The sequence below is a fragment of the Gemmatimonadota bacterium genome (genome assembly GCA_041390105.1).
Taxonomy (GTDB): Bacteria; Gemmatimonadota; Gemmatimonadetes; order Longimicrobiales; family Gaopeijiaceae; genus JAGQIF01.
Map to the genome: position 1 here is coordinate 678634 of JAWKQO010000001.1, position 19920 is coordinate 698553.

Below are 19920 nucleotides of genomic sequence, written 5' to 3' on the forward strand. Positions count from 1 at the left end.
CGCCTAGGCGTCCCAGCGCCGGAGGGCCAGACAGACGTTGTGCCCACCGAACCCGAACGAGTTCGAGAGAACCACGCGCACATCGCGTTCGATGGCACCGCCGTGGGCGTAGTCCAGGTCACACTCGGGGTCGCGACTCGTGCAGTTGATCGTGGGTGGAACGATGCCCGTGCGACAGACCTGCACACAGACGGCCGCCTCCAGGCCGCCGGCCGCACCCAGGAGGTGGCCGGTCATCGACTTGGTGGAGCTCGCGACCAGCCGGTAGGCGTGTTCCCCGAAGACGGCCTTGATCGCCTCGGTCTCCCGAGCATCGTTCAGCTGGGTGGACGTCCCGTGCGCGTTGATGTAGTCGACGTCCTCGGGAGACAGCTGTGCATCCTTCAGCGCACCGCTCATCGCCACCTGGGCCCCGGCATGCTCGGGCGCCGGGCTGGTGATGTGGTAGGCATCTGCCGAAGCGCCATAGCCGACGATTTCCGCCAGCACCTGCGCCCCTCGGGCCTCTGCGTGCTCGAGCGACTCCAGGACGACGGTACCCGCTCCCTCGCCGATGACGAAGCCGTCGCGCTCCCCGCAGAAAGGCCGGCTGGCCGTGGTAGGATCGTCGTTGCGCGTGGACATCGCCTTCATGGCGGCGAATCCGGCGATCGTCAACGGGGTGATGGTCGCCTCGGTACCACCAGCGACCATTGCATCCGCATCGCCTCGCTGGATGGTGCGCGTCGCCTCGCCGATGGCATGCGCGGAGGACGCGCACGCAGACACCGTCGCATAGTTGGTGCCCTTGAGGCCCCAGCGGATGGAGATGAGCCCGGCAGCGATGTCCGGGATGAACATCGGCACGAAGAACGGGCTTACGCGCTTGGGGCCTCGTTCGATCAGCGTGCGGCACTGCTCCTCGAAGGTCTGGATCCCTCCGATGCCGCTGCCGTAGATGACCCCAAAACGCGACGGGTCGGTTCCGGGCGGAGGCCCTTCCAGGCCCGCGTTGCCCATGGCCTCCTGGGTGGCGACCAGCGCGAACTGCGCGAAGCGGTCGTAGCGCCGCGCCTCTTTGGCATCGAGGACGCCCGACGCGTCGAAGTCCTTGACCTCACACGCGATGCGAGTGGGGTAATCTTCGGTCGCCTCGAAGTGCGTGATGGGTCCGCCGCCGCTCCGCCCTGCGATGAGTGCGGTCCACGTCTGCTCCATCCCGACACCGACGGGAGTCACGACTCCGATCCCGGTGATGACGACCCGCTTGCGCGCCTGGTTCATAGAGGCTTCAGCGCCGCCCGCTCAATCGGCGCTGGTCGCGTTCTTCTCGAGGTAGTCGATCGCATCGCCGACGGTGCGCATCTGCTCCGCGTCTTCGTCGGGGATGTCGATGCCGAACTCCTCCTCGAACGCCATGACGAGCTCGACCGTGTCGAGGGAGTCCGCACCGAGATCCTCGACGAACGAGGCGTTGCGGGACACCTTCTCCGCCTCGACACCGAGCTCGTTCACGATGATCTCTCTGACCTTCGACTCCACGCTGTCCGCCATGCTTCCACCTTTCGTTTCTGAGGATTTCAGGCCGCCCCGAGGAGAGGCCCAACGCTGTGCTACATCACCATTCCGCCGTCCACGGCGATCACCTGGCCGGTAATGTAATGAGCCTCCGGTCCGGCCAGGAAGCGCACTAACCCGGCTACGTCACGGGGTTCCCCGAGCCGTCCCAGGGGGATCCGGGCCCGGAGCGCCTCCGCGGCCTCCGCACCGAGCTCTGCCGTCATGTCCGTGGAGATGTACCCAGGGGCCACCGCGTTGCAGCGGATGCCTCGCGAGGCCAGTTCCTTGGCTACGCTCTTGGTCAGACCGAGCAACCCCGCCTTGGATGCCGCGTAGTTGGCCTGGCCGGCGTTGCCCATGATCCCCACCACCGACGAGATATTGATGATCACGCCCGCCTTCCGCTTCATCATCCCGCGGCTGACCGCGCGAATCATGTGGAAGGCACCTTTCAGGTTCGTATCGAGCACCTGATCCCAGGCCTCGTCGTCGATTCGCATGACGAGATTGTCCCGCGTCACGCCGGCATTGTTGACCAGAATTCCGATGTCGCCCAGCGCCTCTTGGACGCTCGCCACCACACCCTTGCTCTGACCTTCGTCGGCGACGTCGCAAGCGAAGCCCTGATGTCCGCCCCCCGGTAGGCTGGCGGCCACCGCGCGCGCTCTCTCCTCGTCGCGGGCGACCACGGCCACCCGGGCACCGGCATGGGCCAAGGCCTCGGCGATGGCTCGTCCAATCCCACGAGAGCCGCCCGTCACCAGCGCGACGGTGCCTGCCAACTCCTCGCTCATCCCGTCTCCTCCCGGAGGAACTCCTCGAGCTCGGCTGCCGTGCCGACGGCCCGGGCCGGCACTCCCTTCGCGTTGCGCCGACCCAGGCCCGTGAGGACCGAGCCGGGGCCGAGTTCCAGGAAGCGGTCCGCACCGTGAGCGACCTGGGCCGCAACCGACTCGGCCCAACGTACGGGCGCGGTGAGCTGCTCCACCAGACGGGCGCGGGCATCCGCTCCGCCCTGGACCGGCGCTGCGGTGACGTTGGAGAAGACCGGTACGCGGGGGTCGTGGAAGTCCAGCCCCTCCAGGTGGCGGCGAAGCCCCTCCTGGGCGGGCACCATGAGCGGGGAATGGAAGGCTCCCGAGACCTGGAGCGGCACGACCCGTTTGGCGCCTGCCTGCTGCAGCGGGGCCATGGCCCGTTCCACTGCGTCCCGATCACCGCTCACCACGACCTGACCCGCACTGTTGAAGTTGGCAGGGACAACGACGGAGTCGGGCGTGGAGACCTCGTCACAGACCGCGACGAGGGCGGCGTCATCCAGTCCGAGGACCGCGGCCATCCCCCCTGGACGCGCGAGACCCGCCTCATACATGAGGCTGCCCCGCACGTGCACGGCGGTGAGCGCGTCGACGAAGCTCAGCGTCCCGGCGCACACGTGGGCAGAGAACTCGCCGAGCGAGTGCCCTGCCGTCGATCCCACGGGACCCAGGCGCTCCCCCAGGACCCGGAGTACCGCGACCGAGTGCACGAGGATCGCGGGCTGCGCGTTGCGGGTCGCGGTCAGTTCCTCTGCGGGTCCTGCAAAGGCCAGGCGGGACAGCGCGAAACCCAATTCGGCATCGGCCTCTTCGAACGTGCGCCGCGCCTCTGCGAAGCGCTGCACCAGATCGGCACCCATGCCCACGAATTGGGAGCCTTGTCCCGGAAACACCACCGCAAGCGACATGGGACTACCAGCGCAGAGCCATGGCGCCCCAGGTCAAGCCGGCGCCGAATGCTGCGCTCAAGATGTTGGCGCCCGGTCCGATGCGGCCCTGCTCCAGAGCTTCATCGAGCGCTATCGGCACCGTCGCGGAACTCATGTTGCCGTAGCGGTCCACGTTGACGAACACCTTCTCCATGGGGATGCCCGCGTACTTCGCAGTCGCCTCGATGATGCGGATGTTCGCCTGGTGTGGCACCATCAGATCCACATCCGCTGGCGTGAGTCCGGCCTTCTGCAGCGTGATGTCCGAGGCCTCCGCCATGTTGCGCACCGCGTTCTTGAAGACCTCCCGGCCATGCATCTTCAGCAGGTGGTCGCGGCGATCCAATGCGTCCGTGTCGATCGCCAGCTTCACGCCGCCGGCGGGGCGGTACAGGAGCTCTGCGAGCGCGCCATCCGATCCGAAGTGGCTGGCCAGGATCCCGCGCGTTCCGTCCGACTTGCGCAGCACCGCGGCACCCGCCCCGTCCCCGAAGAGCACGCACGTCGAGCGGTCCGTCCAATCCACGATCGCGCTCATCTTCTCCGCCGAAACCACCAACGCCACCTCACCTCGACCGGCGGCGAGGTACCCTTCCGCCATGGACAAGCCGTAGAGGAAACCGGTGCAGGCCGCGCTCAAGTCATATGCAAACGCATTGGTCGCGCCGAGCAGTGCCTGGATGTCGCACGCGGTGGAGGGAAGCCAGCGGTCGGGGGTCGCGGTGGTCACGACCAGCATGTCCACCTCGCCCGCGGTCAAGCCGGCGCGATCCAACGCCTGCCGGGCGGCTTCCGTCCCCATCTCGGCGGCCAGCATGGTCTCCGGAGCGATACGCCGCTCCCGGATTCCGGTCCGCTCCCGGATCCACTCATCCGAGGTGTCGACCATCCGAGCCAGGTCGTCGTTGGTGACCACCCGCTCAGGGAGGAACCGGCCGGTGGCGGTGATGGCCACCAGGGGGGTCGGGCTCTTCACGAGGCCTCCTTGGAGGGCTCCCCATTGGAGAGTTCGCGTGCCATGTCCCCCACCATGTCGGTCTCCACGGCCCGAACCGCAAGCTTGATGGCGTTGAGGATCGCCTTCGGCGGGGAGCGGCCGTGGCAGATCACCGATACTCCGTTGACGCCGAGAAGGGGGGCACCTCCGTACTCGGCATAGTCCAGCACGCGGAAGACGGGCTCGAGTTCGATGTGTTGGAGCACGGCCTCGGCCTGACGCCGGAGGAGCGTGGCGATGAACGCCGCCACCGACTCGTAGAACTTCAGGAGCACGTTTCCGACGAATCCGTCGCAGACGCAGACTTCGCAGCGCCCGTGGATCACGTCGCTGCCCTCCACGTTGCCGACGAAGTTCAGCCCGCTCTCCTTGAGGAGGCGATGTGCCTCGACGGCCACCTCGTTCCCCTTCTCTTCCTCCTCACCGATGTTGAGGAGGCCGATCCGGGGCCGCTCGACACCCATCAGGTCCTGCGCGTAGATGTGCCCGAGTTGCGCGAACTGCACGAGGTGCGAAGGTCGGCAGTCGACATTGGCTCCCGCATCGAGCATCAGGACGGGGCGGTCGGCTGTCGGGAGCAAGGTCCCGATCGCCGGGCGGTCAACGCCGGGCAGCGGACGCAGCGTGAGCAGAGACCCCGCCATGACAGCGCCCGTGGAGCCGGCGGAGATGAAGGCATCGGCCTGCTTCTCCTTGAGCAAGCGCAAACCGACCGCGATGGACGATTCCGGCTTGCGCCGGAAGGCCTGGGCGGGCGGCTCGCCGGGCAGGATCCGATCCGCCGCGGACACGAACTCCAGCCGCTGGGGGAGGTCCTCGGTGTGGCGGGCCAATTCGGCCCGGACCGCAGGCTCGTCGCCGACGAGGATCAGAGTGATGTGCGGAGGCAACTCCCGGAGGGCCAGGAGAGCCCCGGCCACCTCGGGGCCGGGCGCCCCGTCGGTGCCCATCGCATCGATGGCGATCCGCACAGGAGCGGCGCCCGTGTCAGTCGGCTTCGACGTTCAGAACGGCCTCGTCCCGATAGAACCCGCAGGTTCCACAGACATGGTGGGGCCGCCTCGGGTCCCCGCACTTCGGGCAGGCGGAGATGGTCACCGCCTCCGCTTTGTAGTGGGTCCGGCGCTTACGCTTGCGCTGCTTCGAGGTCCGCCTCTTGGGGACTGCCATCTCTTCTCACTCGTTCAACGTCCGCAGCGCAGCCCAACGAGGGTCGATCTCCTCCGTCGAGCAACCGCACGGACTTTCGTTTCGGTTGGCTCCACAACTCGGGCAGAGCCCGGCACAGTCTTCACGACACAACCGGTACGTGGGGAGCGCCAAGAGCAACTCCTCCCGCAACGGCGCAGCCAGATCCAACGACACGGCCTCCGGCGGAAGCGGCCGCACCTCACCGTCGTCCTCATCCGCCACCGACGAGAAGTAGAGATCGAAGGAATAGCGGAAGCGGTCCTGGACCGGCGCCAGGCAACGCGAGCATTCCCCGACCACTGCCCCCTCGACGGTGACCCGGACCAGTACATCGTCCTCGGTCAGCGCTTGCGCCCGGCCCTCGACGGACACCGGCCCCTCGAAGCGGGGTGCGTCGGCTCCCCACTCAGGGCCGTCCTCTGGGAGCCGACCAACCACTGGCAGGGCTCCTGCCCGGCTCAGTGCCGCCAGATCCAACTGGAGCATAGTCCAGAAAGGTAGCCCGTGGGCATGGGGCGGTCAACGAAACCGGGCCTCCCCTGCCTGCCCGCGACGGCGCGGACCCGCGGCGGCCCGGCCGCTCCGGCAGAGGGCAGCAGGCCGTCGCCGAGCCTCCCTACCCGCCCAGGCCCAGTCGCTCCCGCTCGGAGAAGAAGAACGCGATCTCGCGGGCCGCGTTTTCGTCCGAGTCCGAGGCGTGGATGGCATTCCTCTCCTTGGACTCCGCGTAGAGCTTCCGTACAGTCCCCTCCGCGGCCTCAGCCGGGTCCGTGGCCCCGATGGCCTCCCGCAGGCGCGCCACGGCCCCCTCGGCCTCTAGGACCATCGGGATGGCCGGCCCAGAGGTCATGAACTCCACCAGGGCCCCGTAGAAGGGACGCTCGCGATGGACCTCATAGAACGCCTCCGCCTGTCGGCGGCTCAACCGTACCATCTGGAGGGAACGCACGGTGAACCCCTTGCCCTCGAGGTGGGCGAGGATCTTCCCGGCCCGACCGGCGGCGACCGCATCGGGCTTGATGATGGCCAGCGTGTGTCTCATCGATTTCAACATGTTCGGGTGAACAGGCCGGTGGCCGTCGACGCGCGACGGGCCTCGCCGGATCGAACCTACAGCTCGCTCAAGGTCTTCAGCAGCGCATCGCGCCCTACGAATCCAACCAATTGGCCCTCCCGCACCACGGGAAGTTGCTCCACTCCGCGCTTCACCATCAGGTGGGCGGCTTCCAGAAGCTGCTGCCCTTCCCCGACGCACATGACGGTCCGGGTCATGACGTCGCGCGCCGTCCGGGCCTTCCGCTCCGGCGTCTCGTCGTCTTCCCCGCCGAGTCGGTCCGGAAGCATCTCGGCCAGCGCGTCACCGGCCGTGATCATCCCCAGAAGCTCGTGTGCCTCACCCACCACCGGAACGGCGGGAACGGAGCGACGCACGATCAGATCGACGACCTCCGCCATGGGGGTTTCCGGGTAGACGCGGTAGGAGAGGGGCGCCATGACGTCCTCGACCAACAGCTGACGGCGGAGCGGCGTGCTCATGAGCGGCTCGATGGCGAGCACCGCTTCCGGCGAACGCGCGCTCAGCAAGCGCGCGGTCGTGTCCCCCTCGCGGATCGCGCGACTCAGCGCCGGGAACCACTGGACCTTGAGCGTCTTGAGCGAGCCGGGCACGAAGAGCAGAAGCACCGCCCGGGCTACGGCGTCGTCGACGGGGATGGGAGCCGCGAACGGTTCCCTGCCGACGACGAGCGCTGCCTCCGGGTTCCTCACCGCATCGACCGCCGCGACCAGGATGACCTGCTCGTTGACGCGCACGGCGGCACCGGCGGCCCCCTCGACGACGCGAGCGGCAAGCTCGGGCAGGTCCTTGGCGAGTCCGCTCAGCTGGCTGAGCCCTTCCAGGACCGCCCCGACCAGGTCGGCAGGCTGCAGGTCCAGCCGGATGCGGTCCGGCGCGAGCAGATCGGCCAGCTTCATCGGAACGGCTCGAGGCGTGGTGGCCCCGGTTGAGTGGGCATCGCTCGACGGGTCAGCGCCCCAGCGCATCCCGGATCAGGCCCACGATGTCCGCCGGCCGCTTGGCCACCGGAATCCCATTCTCTTCGAAGGCCTGCATCTTCTCCGCCGCCGTCCCCGAGGAGCCTGAGATGATGGCGCCCGCGTGCCCCATGCGCCGCCCGGGAGGGGCGGTCTGGCCCGCGATGAAGCCGACGACGGGGATGTCGAGGTTCGCCTTCACGAAGGCTGCTGCATCCTGCTCGTCGGAGCCGCCGATCTCCCCGATCATCACGACCGCTTCGGTCTCGGGGTCGTCGGCGAAGGCCTGCAGGCAGTCGACGAAGTTCGTTCCGATCAGCGGATCCCCGCCGATCCCCACACAGGTCGTCTGGCCGATGCCGGCCTCGGTCAACTGGAAGACGGCTTCGTAGGTCAGCGTTCCGGAACGCGAAACGACGCCCACCGGCCCCGGGGTCACGATCTGCGCGGGAAGGATCCCCACCTTGCTCTTTCCTGGCGAGATCAGACCCGGACAGTTGGGGCCGAGGACGCGCGCGCCCCGGTCCCTCGCGTAGGCGTGGGCTCGGGTCATGTCGAGCACCGGAATCCCCTCGGTGATCGCCACGATGAACTCGATGCCCGCGTCCGCAGCCTCCATGATGGCGCCGGCGGCGAAGGCCGGCGGAACGTAGATCACAGCGGTGTTGGCACCGGCTTCACGTACGGCCTCATTGACGCCGTGGTAGATCGGGACCCGCGCGCCCTTCGGCCCCTCGAAGACCTGCCCTCCCTTCCCCGGCGTCACACCGGCCACCACCTGGGTGCCGTATTCGATCATCTGTGACGTGTGGAACGAGCCATCGCGGCCGGTGATGCCCTGAACAACGAGGCGCGTGTTCTGGTCGATGAAGATGGACATCTCGGCCTACCTGTTCGCCAGTTCGACCGCCGCTTCGACGACCGAGTCCATGGACGTGTGTGCGCTGAAGCCTGCCTCCTCGAGGATGCGCAGTGCTTCCTTCTCATTGGTGCCCGTCAGCCGGATCACGATGGGCTGATCGATCTTGGTGCGTTGCATGGCCGTCACGATGCCGTGCGCTACATCATCGGTGCGGGTGATGCCCCCGAAGATATTGAAGAGAATCACCTTCACGTTCGGATCCGCGGTGATGATCTCGAGCGCGGCCACCACTTTGTCCGGGTTGGACGATCCACCGATGTCCAAGAAGTTCGCCGGCTCGCCGCCATAGAACTTCACGAGGTCCATGGTCGCCATGGCCAGACCGGCGCCATTGACGCAGCAGCCCACGTTGCCGTCCAGCTTCACGAAGGACAAGCCTGCTTCACGCGCTCGCGTCTCCGCGATCGGTTCGGCGCTCAGGTCGCGCAGGGCTGCGATCTCGGGCTTCCGGAACAGCTCGTTGTCATCGATGCTCATCTTGGCGTCGATGGCCTTGAGCTCACCGGCCGGAGTCGTGATCAGCGGATTGATCTCGGTCATGCTCGCGCCGACCTTCACGAAAGCCTGGTACAGCTGTCGCATGATCTTCGCAGCCTGCTTGATGTGGCCGGGATCATCGTACAGAGACCGGGCCAACCATTCCGCTTGATGCCCCAGGAGTCCGTACCGGGGATCGACCGACAGACGCACGATGGCGTCGGGCTTGGTGGCCGCCACCTCTTCGATGTCCATCCCGCCTTCCCGCGACACCATGAAGATCGGAGCCTGGGAGGCACGGTCGACGAGTAGCCCCACGTACGACTCCGAGGCGATGTCTTCGGCGGGCGTGATCAGAACCTTCTCGACCGGGAGGCCCTTGATCTCCATCCCGAGGATCGCCTCGGCGTGCTGACGGGCCTCCGCAGGCGTCTTGGCCAGCTTCACACCACCGGCCTTGCCCCGCCCGCCAGAGTGGACCTGCGCCTTCACGACGACCTTGCCACCGAACTGCCGGGCCAGCGCCTCGGCCTCGTCGGAGGTGGTCGCGACTCCTCCGGGAGGGACAGGCATCCCGACGGAGACGAAGATCTCTTTGGCTTGGTACTCGTGCAGGTTCATATCAGCTCGGGTTGGCAGGTTGGTGGACCCGCGCGGCGCGCCTGCGGCCGCCCCCGGCCGATCGGCGCCCCAAGGTAGGTCCGCTCCGGAGGGCGATCAATGGCCGGGCGGCTCACCCACCCGGGCGCTCTGGAGTACCTCGCGCAGACGCTGCATCTGTTGCCCGAAGCCGGCGTAGTCCCCGCTGCGGAGCAGCCGCTCCGCCTCATCCAGGATCTCCAGGGCACGTTGGGGGATCCGCGCCTCCGCGGCCGGCTCCCCGGAGGCCGGCGGGCCGGCGGAACCCGCGGCCGCCAAGCTACGCCCTGAGAGCGCCGAGATGGCGTCCGCAAGCGTGGGCTCCATGGCCACCCGTTGCCCGTCGCTGACCACAAACCGCCGCAACTCGGGGATGGCTCCTGCTTCGGCGGCCAGGTAGAGCGCTTCAGCGTACAGAAGCGAACCTGCTACGGGCACGATGTGGAGGTGACCCAACCAGACCTGACTGCCCCCCTGCCGCCACAGCGAGAACTGCTGGGAGATGACGGGATCCTGCTCCACCCGGGCCTCCACCATCTCCGGACCGGGCACCTCGGTGCCGACCGGAGTCTCGATGAGTCGGAGCTCGCCGTAGACACCGGGATCGGAGCGCGCCACCAGAAGAGCCGCCAGGTTCTGGCGGCCGGTGGGAACCAGCGCGGTGGTGAGGAGAAACTCCTCCTGCTCCTCGCCCGGGAGCCGGTACCAACCGTACTCGGGGACATACGGCGTGGGCGCGGCGCCTTCGGTCAGTTGTTGAGCACCCGCCCACACGTCCTGCTGGGCATGGAACTGGGCCGGCGTCTCCTGGTGGTAACGGTACAGCACCTGCGCCTGGAGTTGCAGGAGCTCTCTCGGATAGCGCAGGTGTGCCCGCAAGCCGTCCGGCATGTCATCGAGCGAAGAGAAGAGATCCGGAAACACGCGCCGATACGCCGCGATGATCGGATCGGCTGGGTCGGCCACATAGAAGCGCACCTCCCCGGAGATGGCGTCTACGGTCGCCTTCACGGAGTTGCGCACGTAGCGGACAGGACGCCGCTCCTCGAAAGCGTAGGCGCGAGACAGCGGAAACTCCCGCGATTGCGTGTATCCTTCCAGCATCCAGAGGACGCGCCCTTCGTGTAGCACGGGCACGGGCGCTGACGGATAGCGCAGGAATGGCGCGATCGCGGTGGCCCTTTCCCTCACCTCGCGGCGAAACACGAAGCGGCTGGAGTCTCCCACTTCACCGGCGAACAGCAAGTTTGCGTCGCGGAACCGCCAGGACAGCAGCAGCGTCCGCAGCCACGAGTGTAGCTGGATGCCGCGCGGGTAGTCGATGGCCTCGAGGCCCCGTGTCGAATCGGGTGCGAGAAACGCGCTGTCCGAGGGAGTGACGATTGCGTAGGGCTGTTGTCGGGAGCCGAAGAAGATGGCCGAGCGGTCGAGCGCCAACGCCTCGGGTGCCTGCGCAGCCGGACGAGGGGGGATTCCGGAGAGCAGCAAGCGCGGACCGAAGTCCACCGGAGCGCCGGACGCCTGGGCCACGACGGCCCCCATGCCCCGAACGAATCGCTCTCGCAGATGCAGGTTCTGCCAGTTTGGATCCGGAATGCGGCTGGCATCGATCTCGCGCACGGACACGGCCGTCGGGACCGTGCCGCCGGGACCAGGATAGCGATCGATGGCCACGACAGCGAAGTCGTAGTACCCGAAACGGGCCTCGCGGCGCTGAAACGTGTTGGCGAGAGCGGTCCGGCTCCACACGGGTAGGCCCTCGAGGCGCTCCGCAGCAGCCGCCCACGTCTCTGCGTCTGCCGGTCCCGGCGCCAGTTGGCTGCGCTGCACGCCGGAAATACCGTACGCCTCGCGGGTGAACCGCAGGTTCGTTTCGATGAACGGGCTCTCGGCGGCCAGTTCGTTCGGCTCTACCCGAAAGCGTTGGATCAGGGACGGATAGGCCTGCGCCAGCAGGAGCCACGCGACCAGAAGACTTCCGAGCGCGCCGACGGCAACCGCCACGCGATCCCGCAGACCGGCCCACCCGATTGCGACCGCGGCCAGCAGCGCGATACCGGCCAGCCCCTGCAGGGCCGGCCCTCGCGCCTGCGCGTCGGTGAAGCCGAAGATCCCCTGGACCTGCGACGAGCCCGCAACGAGGAGGTGATGGCGCTCGAACCAGAAGCGAAGAGCCAGAAGCCCGACGAAGGACGCCAGCAGAAGCAAGAGGTGACGCGTGGCGCCCGGCGCCACTCGAATGCGGCCCCGGTCTGCGGCCAGGGCGCCCGTGGCTGCGTAGCCCGCCACACACAGCGCCAGCAGCAAGAAGGCGAGTGCCAGCCCCAGCGCGACCCCTCCCCGCAAGAGCGGCAGGGCAAACACGAAGAACCCCACATCCTTCCCGAAGAACGGGTCCACGAGGCCCCACGCCGGTGCTCGCACGGCCAGCAGCGCGTCGATCCCCGTACCGCTGGGCAGCGCGGCACCGAACCAGAGACCGAACAGAACGGAGACCACGGCCAATGCCAACAGCACGGTGCGCCTGGGAACCTGTTCAGAGATCTCCAGGTCGCCGAAGCGGCGCCGGATCCGTATGGCTCCCAGGGTCGCGGCGACCTGCCGCAGGTTGACGAGAGCGGCGAGCGCGGCGACGCCCGTCACCGTCAGACGCGCTGCCAGCTCCCAGAGCGTGCGGGTCCACAGCACGCCCGATTGGCCAACGCTGCGGAACCAGAGGACTTCGACCAAGAAGCCGGACAACAGGCGTAACACGACCAGGGCGCCTGCCACGCCGGCGAGGAGCCAGAGAAGCGTTCGGCCCGAAGGGAGTCGTCGTCGAGCACCCTCAGACATCGACCCCTTGATCACGGAGCCATTCCTCGATCTCGGCACGAATCTGGGCAAGGCGCTCGGTGGTCTGCGCCTCGTAGCGCGCGACCAGGACAGGCTGCGTATTGGACGCGCGCAGCAGCCCCCAGCCATCTCCGAACTGCACGCGCACTCCGTCGACGTCGATTACGTCGTAGCGCGCCCGGAAATGGGAGGTGGCCCGCTCCACCAAACCGAACTTCACATCTTCCGTCACGTCGATCCGGATCTCCGGAGTCGAAACATACTGTGGAAACGCATCGACGGCGCCCGACAGCGGGCCGTCCATATGCGAGACGATCTGAAGGAGACGGCAGGCATCGTAGAGCGCATCGTCGAAGCCGAGGTAGTCGTCGGCGATACAGATATGCCCCGAAAGCTCCCCCGCGATCGGCGCCCCGGTCTCCCGCATCTTCTCCTTCATGAGCGAGTGACCGGTCTTCCACATGATCGCTTCTCCCCCGTGGGCCTCGAACACCTCGGGCAGCACCTGCGAGCATTTCACGTCGAAGACGAGCTTCTGCCCCGGACCCTTCCGTTCCAGCAAGTCCAGTCCAAAGAGCAGGAGAAGGATGTCTCCACGAACAACACGGCCGCGATCGTCGATGGCCCCGACCCGATCTGCGTCACCATCGAAGCCGATCCCGAGCTCCAATCCTCCATCCTGTACCGTTCGGATCAGGTCCACCAGATACTCGTCGACGGTCGGGTCCGGGTGGTGGTTGGGAAATGTGCCGTCCGACTCGCAGAACAGGGGCGTGACTTCGGCTCCCACCGCCTCCAACAGTTGCACGGCCAGGAGTGCGCCCGCACCGTTTCCGCAGTCCACCGCGACCCGTACCGGCCGCGCCAGGTGGATCCGGCCGCGAATGTCGTCGATGTAGCGATCGATGATCGCTTCCTGGCGGTATCCCCCGCCCCCCTGACTGTACTCTTCCCGCTCGATCCGGTTACGCAGACCCTGGATCCGATCCCCGTACAGTGACCGTCCCCCGACGGTCATTTTGATCCCATTGTACTCCGCCGGGTTGTGCGACCCCGTGACCTGAAGGGCGCCGTCGCTGCCCAGCATCTTCTCCGCCCAGTAGACCAGCGGTGTCGGAACGGTCGACAGGTCGACCACATCGACACCGCTGGCGCGCAAGCCCTCGATCAGGGCTGCGGCCAGGCCAGGCGAGCTGGGCCGATTGTCCTGACCCACCACGACGGTCGGCTTCGCGATCTCGGCCCGCAGCTCGGTCGCGTACGCGCGCCCGACGGCACGGGCGACACCCTCGTGGAGGTCGCTGCCCACCACGCCCCGGATGTCGTACTGACGGAAAATATGTGCAGGAAACGGCATGCTCGGTTCGCTCGTAGGCATCGGAAATCACGGGAGCGGGCCGGGGCTGCTCCCCTGAGGGGCTCGTGTACCCGGTGCTGGGGACTCTAGTGGCCCAGCCCCAAGAGGGTCGCCGCTCCACCACCCAGGTCCGCGACGCTCCGGCCGGCCAGGCTCAGTGCCGACTCGGGGAACAGCCCGGTCAGCAGGATCAGGACCACTCCGGCGACCATGGCAAACCGCATGGCCAACGGTGCGAAGACGGCCGCATGACTCTCCGGGCTCCGGCCCTCCCGCATCCACATGGTCCAGGCCAGACGCAGGTAGTACCAGTAGGACGCGATCGTGGTCAGGACAAGGAGTACCGCCAGGGTCCACAGCTGCGCATCCCGGGCCCCCAGCAGCAGGTAGACCTTGGCCATGAAGCCCCCCGTGCCCGGGAAGCCAGCCAAGGACAGCAGGAAGACCGTCAGAGCCACGGCCAGGCCGGGCTGCTGCCACCCGAAGCCCGCGTAGTCCTCGATGCGCTGCCGTTCCTCGCCATGGTTGGACACGGCGATGACGACCGCGAAGGCCCCCAGGTTCATCACGGTGTAGACGAGCAGGTAGAACAGCAGGGCCGCGGCCGCCGTCTGGTTCAAGGCGACGATGGCGACCAGCAGATACCCGGCGTGCGCGATGCTCGAGTACGCCAACATGCGTTTCACGTTGCTCTGGGCCAACGCCATCAGATTGGCTCCGACCATGGTGATGGCGGCCAACCACCAGAGCACGGTGTGCCACGCCTCGGCTGTCCCTGCGAAGGCGACCAGGAACACACGCAGGAAGGCAACGAACGCGGCGGCCTTGACCCCGGCCGACATGAACGCGGTCACCGGCGTCGGGGAGCCCTCGTAGACGTCCGGGGTCCACATATGGAACGGGACCAGCGAGACCTTGAATCCGAAGCCGATGGTCAGGAGCACCGCCCCCAGCGTAAGGAGCCCCCGGTTGGCCGTTCCCGCCGCCAGCGCTTCGGCCACGTGCTCGATGTTGGTGCTCCCCGTGGCGCCGTAGGTCAGTGCGACGCCGTAGAGGAAGAAGCCGGAAGCGAAGGCACCGAGCAGGAAGTACTTGAGACCCGCCTCCGCCGACTTGCGGTCCCGGCGGTTGAACGCCGCCAAGACGTAGACGGCGATCGACATGACCTCGAGCCCGATGAACATCAGGATGAGGTCCCGGGCCCCAGCCATGGTCATCATGCCGACCACGGAAAACAACATCAGCCCGTAGAACTCGGCAGCCTGCAGCCGCTGACGGCTGACGTAGTCGAAGGAGATGAGGATGGCCAGGGCCGTCCCCAGGAGGAGCACCCAGTTGGCAAAGAGGCGGACTCCGTCCGTGGCCACCATGGCGGAGTTGCCCACCTCACCGATGCCGTGCAGCCATCCGTTGGCCGCCGCCGCCAGACCGATTCCGAGCAGCGCGATCCAGCCCAGCCACTCGTCGTCGACCGGCGTGTCGCCACGCGGGGGTCGGGCACCAGCCAGAAGGATCCCCAACCCGCTGATGCACAGGACGATCTCCGGAAGGAGCGCCCAGACGTAGTGGAGCTGCCTGCTGAAGTCGAGGGTCACCTTAGTTCTCCCGCTGTCCGGCCCACGCCAGGAGGAGGCTCTCCCCCTGGTCCGTCTCCAGCTCCACGACGGACGGACCTGAGCCGTCCGACCCTCCCGCTGCAGCGGTGCGCTGAGCGGCGAGCCGCTCCATCACGGCCTGGACCGCCGGCTCCATTCGCTCCAGGAAGGGCGTCGGGCGCACGCCGATCCAGATCATCAGGGCCAGCAATGGCGCCAGCACCGCGAGCTCGCGCCCGGACAGGTCCATGACCTTCCGATTCTCGTCCTTGTCCAGGCGGTTGAAGAAGACCCGCTGGACCATCGGCAGCATGTAGTAGGCGGCGAAGATGACCCCGGTCGACGCGATGATGGCCAGCCCCGGGCGCGCCTCGAAGGTCCCCAGCAGGGCCAGGAACTCACCGACGAACCCCGAGGTGCCCGGAAGTCCGATGGAGGCCAGAGCGGTGATGACGAATGCGGTGGCGAACCATGGCGCCACCCGGCCCAGGCCGCCGAAATCCTCGATCTGGCGGCTGTGTCTGCGCTCGTAGAGCATGCCCAGGAGGAGGAACAGCGCTCCCGTGGACACACCGTGGGAGATCATGACCAAGAGGCCACCCTGCAGGCCGTTCACGGTCATGGCGAAGGTCCCGATCACCACGAACCCCATGTGGGCAACGGACGTATAGGCGACCAGCTTCTTGGCGTCCGGCTGAACGGCCGCGACCCAGGCGGCGTACACGATGCCGATGACTCCCAGTACCAGCATGATCGTCACCACGGTCGGATGCTGCGATGCCGCCGGAAAAAGCGGCAGCAGGAATCGCACGAATCCGTACGTGCCCATCTTGAGCAGCACCGCCGCCAGCACCACCGAGCCCGGCGTCGGCGCCTCCACGTGCGCGTCCGGCAGCCAGGTATGCAGCGGAAAGACCGGCACCTTGATGGCGAAGGCGAGCGCGAAGGCGGAGAACAGGAAGAGCTGTTCCCTCATCGTCAGGGGAAGGGATAGAAACGCGTCGTAGCTGAAGCTCGGAACGCCGAGCACGCCTCGCGCGCGGAAAGACAGATAGAGGATGGCCACCAACATCAAGAGCGACCCGAACGCGGTGTAGAGGAAGAACTTGATGGCCGCGTAGATGCGTCGCTCTCCACCCCACACCCCCACGATGAAGTACATGGGAACCAGCGTGAGCTCGAAGAACACGTAGAAGAGGAACAGATCGGTCGCCGCGAAGACGCCGATCACGCCGACCTCCAACAGCAGCATCAGGGCATAGAAGGCCTTTTCCCGCTTCGCGATGTAGTTGAATGCCCCCAGGATGGCGATCGGAGTCGTGAGCGTGGTCAGCAGGATCATGAACAGCGAGATCCCGTCGATGCCGATCGAGTAGTGGATGCCCCACATCTCGATCCAGGGCCTCGAGCTCACCATCTGCATACGGGGCCCAGCGGGATCGAACAGCCACCAGAGTCCCAGGCTCAGGACGAACACCGCGAGGCTCCACCAGAAAGCCACCGTCTTGGCCCGTTCTTCCGGGAGCGCCAGGACGACCGCCATCCCCAGGAGGGGTAGCCAGATCAACGCGTGGAGGATCCAGCCGTCCATGCCGAACTGCGTCAGTAGCGTGCCCATCGCCCCCTACCAGATCACCGAGCCCAGGATCCAAAGGACCCCGAGCATGAGGACCAGCGCATACGTGTTGAGCGACCCGGTCTGGACGAGTGTGACCACCCACCCCAGCACCCGAGCGACGTACCCCACTGCGTTGACGACTCCGTCGATGATCGTGGCGTCGATGATGCGCCAGGCGAAGCGGGAGATCCGCACCACCGGCTGCACGATGATCCGGTCGTAGAGCTCGTCCACGTACCACTTGTTGTAGAGCACCCGCCCGAATCCGGTGGGTGCCGCGTCGTCGCGGGCGGGGACCACCTTGCGCGCGCCCACCAGCCGGGCGGACAGCAACACCACCGCCAGGGCCAACGCCGTCGAGATCCCGGCCCACATGACCTCGCCGCCCCCAAACGGCGCCGTGTGTGACATCTCGCCCATGTGTTCGATTCGGACCTCGTCCGCGGCGTGCGTGAGGGGCTCCAGCCAGTGGTGCAGCCACTCGCTCATGGGGAGCGCGCCACCCAAGCCGAAGAAGGACTCCTGAAGCGCCTCTGGTACGTTGATCCAACCACCAAAGACCGACAGGACGGCAAGGATGGCCAGCGGGATCCACATCACCGCAGGGGAGCGATGGAGGTGCTTGCTCTCCGCTTCCCCGGTCCGATTGGGGCCGTGGAAGGTCATGACCATCATGCGGGTCATGTAGTAGGCCGTGAGCATGGCCGCCGCCAAAGCGACGATCCAATAGACCGTATAGAGCCCGGAGAAGGCGTTGCCCTCGGCGCCCGCCCAGGCCGCCGCCGACCAGATGATCTCGTCTTTGGAGAAGAATCCCGCGAAAGGCCAGACCCCAGCGATGGCCAGGGTGGCGATCCACATCGTGATCCAGGTGATGGGGAGATAGCGCCTCAGGCCACCCATGTTGCGCATGTCCTGCGGATCCTCGTGCGAGTGCGTGTGGTGCAGCGCATGGTGCATCGCGTGGATCACCGCACCGGACCCGAGGAAGAGCAGTGCCTTGAAGAAGGCGTGCGTCATCAGATGGAAGACGCCTGCCGCATAGGCCCCCACCCCCACTCCCAAGAACATGTATCCCAATTGGGAGACCGTGGAGTAGGCCAGGACCTTCTTGATGTCGTATTGCTGCACCGCGATGGTCGCCGCGAACAGGGCCGTCAGTGCTCCGATCCCGGCCACCGCCGCAGACCCGACCGGGGCCAGCGCGAACAGGACCGACGAGCGGGCCACCAGATACACACCAGCCGTCACCATGGTAGCCGCGTGGATCAGGGCGGAGACCGGAGTGGGGCCGGCCATGGCATCCGGCAACCAGACGTAGAGCGGGATCTGGGCACTCTTACCCGCGCACCCGAGCAGGAAGGCGAGCGTGATCCAGGTCACCAGGCTGCCCCCGTACTCGAGCGTACCCGGGGCATGCTCGAAGATCGGGACGAAGTCCAGCGTCCCGAAGACCCCGAACAACAGGAACATCGCGATCAGGAACCCGAAGTCCCCGATCCGGTTGACGATGAAGGCCTTCTTTCCGGCGTCCGCCTTCTCCCGGTCTCCGAACCAGAAGCCGATCAGGAGGTAGCTGCAGAGGCCGACGCCCTCCCAGCCCACGAACAAGACCGGATAGCTGGCCCCCATGACCAGGACCAGCATGAAGAACACGAACAGATTGAGGTACGCGAAGTAGCGGGGGTAGCCCGCATCCTCCTTCATGTACCCGACACTGAACACGTGGATCAGAAAGCCCACGCCGGTCACGACCATCATCATGACCATGGACAGCTGATCCAACTGCAGCGCCCAACTCACGCTCAGCGTGCTGGTCGCCATCCACGTGCCGTAGTGGACCACCGCGGGCTCGTGGAGCTCCACGCCCAACATGCGCGTGAAGTTGACCACGGTGATCAGGAAGGCACCCAACAGGACGCCCGGCCCGATCCAGGTGGGCAGCGTGTGCGTAAAGGGTTTGGGCTCGAGGGAGAGTTCTCCTCCGGCCCGCACCGCGGCGGCTGAGGCCTGCGCATGGCGCAGCGCCAGCATGCCGTTCAGCAGGAAGCCGAGCAGCGGGAGGAGCACCACCCAGCCCACGAGCCAGGGCTCGAACGCGCCTGCAACGGCGTGTTCCTGGGGAAGCGCGAGGGTCGCCAGGGTCATGGCCCTACCACTTCAGCTGGTTGAACGAGTCCACGTTGACGGTCTCGTAGTGGCGGAAGATCGAGATGATGATGGCAAGGCCGACGGCCGCCTCGGCGGCCGCTACCGTCATCACGAAGAACACGAACACCTGGCCGTCGATGCCCCACAGCCTGGAAAGGGCCACAAACGCCAGATTCACGGCGTTCAACTGCAACTCGACGGACAGGAACATGATGATGGCGTTTCGGCGGATGATGACGCCCAGCGCACCGATCGCGAAGAGAATCGCGCTCACCCAGAGCGATGGAACGACCATGGCTCAGACCTTTCTCTTGGCCAGGGCGATGGCCCCGACCACGGCGATGAGCAGGAGGATGCCGGTCAGTTCGAACGGCACCACGTACGTGGTGAACAACGGGTCGGCGATGACACCGACGGCACCCTTCTCCGCCACCAGGGCGTCGAGGGCCATCGCGGCCGGCTCGCCCTGGGAGCCCAGGCTCGCCCGCCCCAAGGCGCGCATGATGGCGCCCACGATGCCTCCGGTCAGGGCGAAGCCAGCGATCAACCAGACTCCGCTCCTCAGGTCGGAGGACGCTTCGTGGCCCAGGTTCAGGAGCATGATGACGAACAGGAACAGCACCATGATGGCGCCGGCGTAGACGAGCACCTGGATGGCGGCAAGAAAGTGCGCCTCCAGCAGAACGAAGATGCCAGCCAGACTCGCCAGGGCCACAACCATGAACAGAAGGCTGGCCACCGGATTCCGAGCGGCTACCACGCCGAGCCCGCAACCGATGGCGAGAGCACCGAAGACGTAGAAGAAGATGTCGACCAAG

Annotated in this window: 19 protein-coding genes; all 19 read right to left on the reverse strand. The window is 66.8% G+C overall.

Annotated elements, in window-relative coordinates; translation table 11 throughout:
* Positions 1-3: 3 nt before the first annotated feature.
* Entirely contained in the window at positions 4-1263 is a 1260-nt protein-coding gene (fabF, locus tag R3E10_03055) for a beta-ketoacyl-ACP synthase II (protein MEZ4414705.1), read from the reverse strand.
* Between the two features lie 21 nt (positions 1264-1284).
* Positions 1285-1533, reverse strand: a complete 249-nt coding sequence (locus R3E10_03060) for an acyl carrier protein (protein ID MEZ4414706.1) — start codon at positions 1531-1533, stop codon at positions 1285-1287.
* A 59-nt stretch (positions 1534-1592) separates the two neighbouring features.
* Positions 1593-2333: a 3-oxoacyl-[acyl-carrier-protein] reductase gene (gene fabG, locus R3E10_03065; GenBank protein ID MEZ4414707.1), complete on the reverse strand. Its 741-nt coding sequence runs from the start codon at positions 2331-2333 to the stop codon at positions 1593-1595.
* Positions 2330-3265 (reverse strand): ACP S-malonyltransferase, encoded by a 936-nt coding sequence (gene fabD / locus R3E10_03070; protein ID MEZ4414708.1) that lies wholly within the window; start codon positions 3263-3265, stop codon positions 2330-2332. Before fabD ends, fabG begins: the two co-directional genes overlap by 4 nt.
* A gap of 4 nt (positions 3266-3269) precedes the next feature.
* The gene (locus R3E10_03075) at positions 3270-4262 is read right to left on the reverse strand and encodes a beta-ketoacyl-ACP synthase III (protein ID MEZ4414709.1); all 993 of its coding nucleotides are present in this window, start codon (positions 4260-4262) and stop codon (positions 3270-3272) included.
* Complete coding sequence (gene plsX, locus R3E10_03080) at positions 4259-5254, reverse strand: phosphate acyltransferase PlsX (protein MEZ4414710.1); 996 nt, start codon at positions 5252-5254, stop codon at positions 4259-4261. The genes R3E10_03075 and plsX overlap by 4 nt, the downstream gene beginning before the upstream one ends.
* 16 nt (positions 5255-5270) lie before the next feature.
* Positions 5271-5453, reverse strand: a complete 183-nt coding sequence (rpmF, locus tag R3E10_03085) for a 50S ribosomal protein L32 (GenBank protein MEZ4414711.1) — start codon at positions 5451-5453, stop codon at positions 5271-5273.
* Positions 5454-5459: 6 nt separating this feature from the next.
* Positions 5460-5846 carry a DUF177 domain-containing protein gene (locus tag R3E10_03090; GenBank protein MEZ4414712.1) on the reverse strand — a complete coding sequence of 129 codons (387 nt, stop codon included), beginning with the start codon at positions 5844-5846 and terminating at the stop codon, positions 5460-5462.
* A 244-nt stretch (positions 5847-6090) separates the two neighbouring features.
* Entirely contained in the window at positions 6091-6516 is a 426-nt protein-coding gene (gene ndk / locus R3E10_03095) for a nucleoside-diphosphate kinase (GenBank protein MEZ4414713.1), read from the reverse strand.
* A gap of 68 nt (positions 6517-6584) precedes the next feature.
* The gene (locus R3E10_03100) at positions 6585-7448 is read right to left on the reverse strand and encodes a CBS domain-containing protein (GenBank protein MEZ4414714.1); all 864 of its coding nucleotides are present in this window, start codon (positions 7446-7448) and stop codon (positions 6585-6587) included.
* Between the two features lie 52 nt (positions 7449-7500).
* The gene (sucD, locus tag R3E10_03105) at positions 7501-8388 is read right to left on the reverse strand and encodes a succinate--CoA ligase subunit alpha (protein ID MEZ4414715.1); all 888 of its coding nucleotides are present in this window, start codon (positions 8386-8388) and stop codon (positions 7501-7503) included.
* A 6-nt stretch (positions 8389-8394) separates the two neighbouring features.
* Entirely contained in the window at positions 8395-9528 is a 1134-nt protein-coding gene (gene sucC / locus R3E10_03110) for an ADP-forming succinate--CoA ligase subunit beta (GenBank protein MEZ4414716.1), read from the reverse strand.
* A 96-nt stretch (positions 9529-9624) separates the two neighbouring features.
* Entirely contained in the window at positions 9625-12381 is a 2757-nt protein-coding gene (locus R3E10_03115; GenBank protein MEZ4414717.1) for a UPF0182 family protein, read from the reverse strand.
* Positions 12374-13738: a phosphomannomutase/phosphoglucomutase gene (locus R3E10_03120; protein ID MEZ4414718.1), complete on the reverse strand. Its 1365-nt coding sequence runs from the start codon at positions 13736-13738 to the stop codon at positions 12374-12376. The genes R3E10_03115 and R3E10_03120 overlap by 8 nt, the downstream gene beginning before the upstream one ends.
* Positions 13739-13824: 86 nt before the next feature.
* Positions 13825-15333, reverse strand: a complete 1509-nt coding sequence (locus tag R3E10_03125; GenBank protein MEZ4414719.1) for an NADH-quinone oxidoreductase subunit N — start codon at positions 15331-15333, stop codon at positions 13825-13827.
* 1 nt (position 15334) lies between these two features.
* Positions 15335-16951 carry an NADH-quinone oxidoreductase subunit M gene (locus tag R3E10_03130; GenBank protein ID MEZ4414720.1) on the reverse strand — a complete coding sequence of 539 codons (1617 nt, stop codon included), beginning with the start codon at positions 16949-16951 and terminating at the stop codon, positions 15335-15337.
* Positions 16952-16957: 6 nt separating this feature from the next.
* Complete coding sequence (gene nuoL, locus R3E10_03135; GenBank protein ID MEZ4414721.1) at positions 16958-19099, reverse strand: NADH-quinone oxidoreductase subunit L; 2142 nt, start codon at positions 19097-19099, stop codon at positions 16958-16960.
* A gap of 4 nt (positions 19100-19103) precedes the next feature.
* Positions 19104-19397 carry an NADH-quinone oxidoreductase subunit NuoK gene (gene nuoK / locus R3E10_03140; protein ID MEZ4414722.1) on the reverse strand — a complete coding sequence of 98 codons (294 nt, stop codon included), beginning with the start codon at positions 19395-19397 and terminating at the stop codon, positions 19104-19106.
* 3 nt (positions 19398-19400) lie between these two features.
* Complete coding sequence (locus tag R3E10_03145; GenBank protein ID MEZ4414723.1) at positions 19401-19919, reverse strand: NADH-quinone oxidoreductase subunit J; 519 nt, start codon at positions 19917-19919, stop codon at positions 19401-19403.
* Between the last annotated feature and the right edge of the window lies 1 nt (position 19920).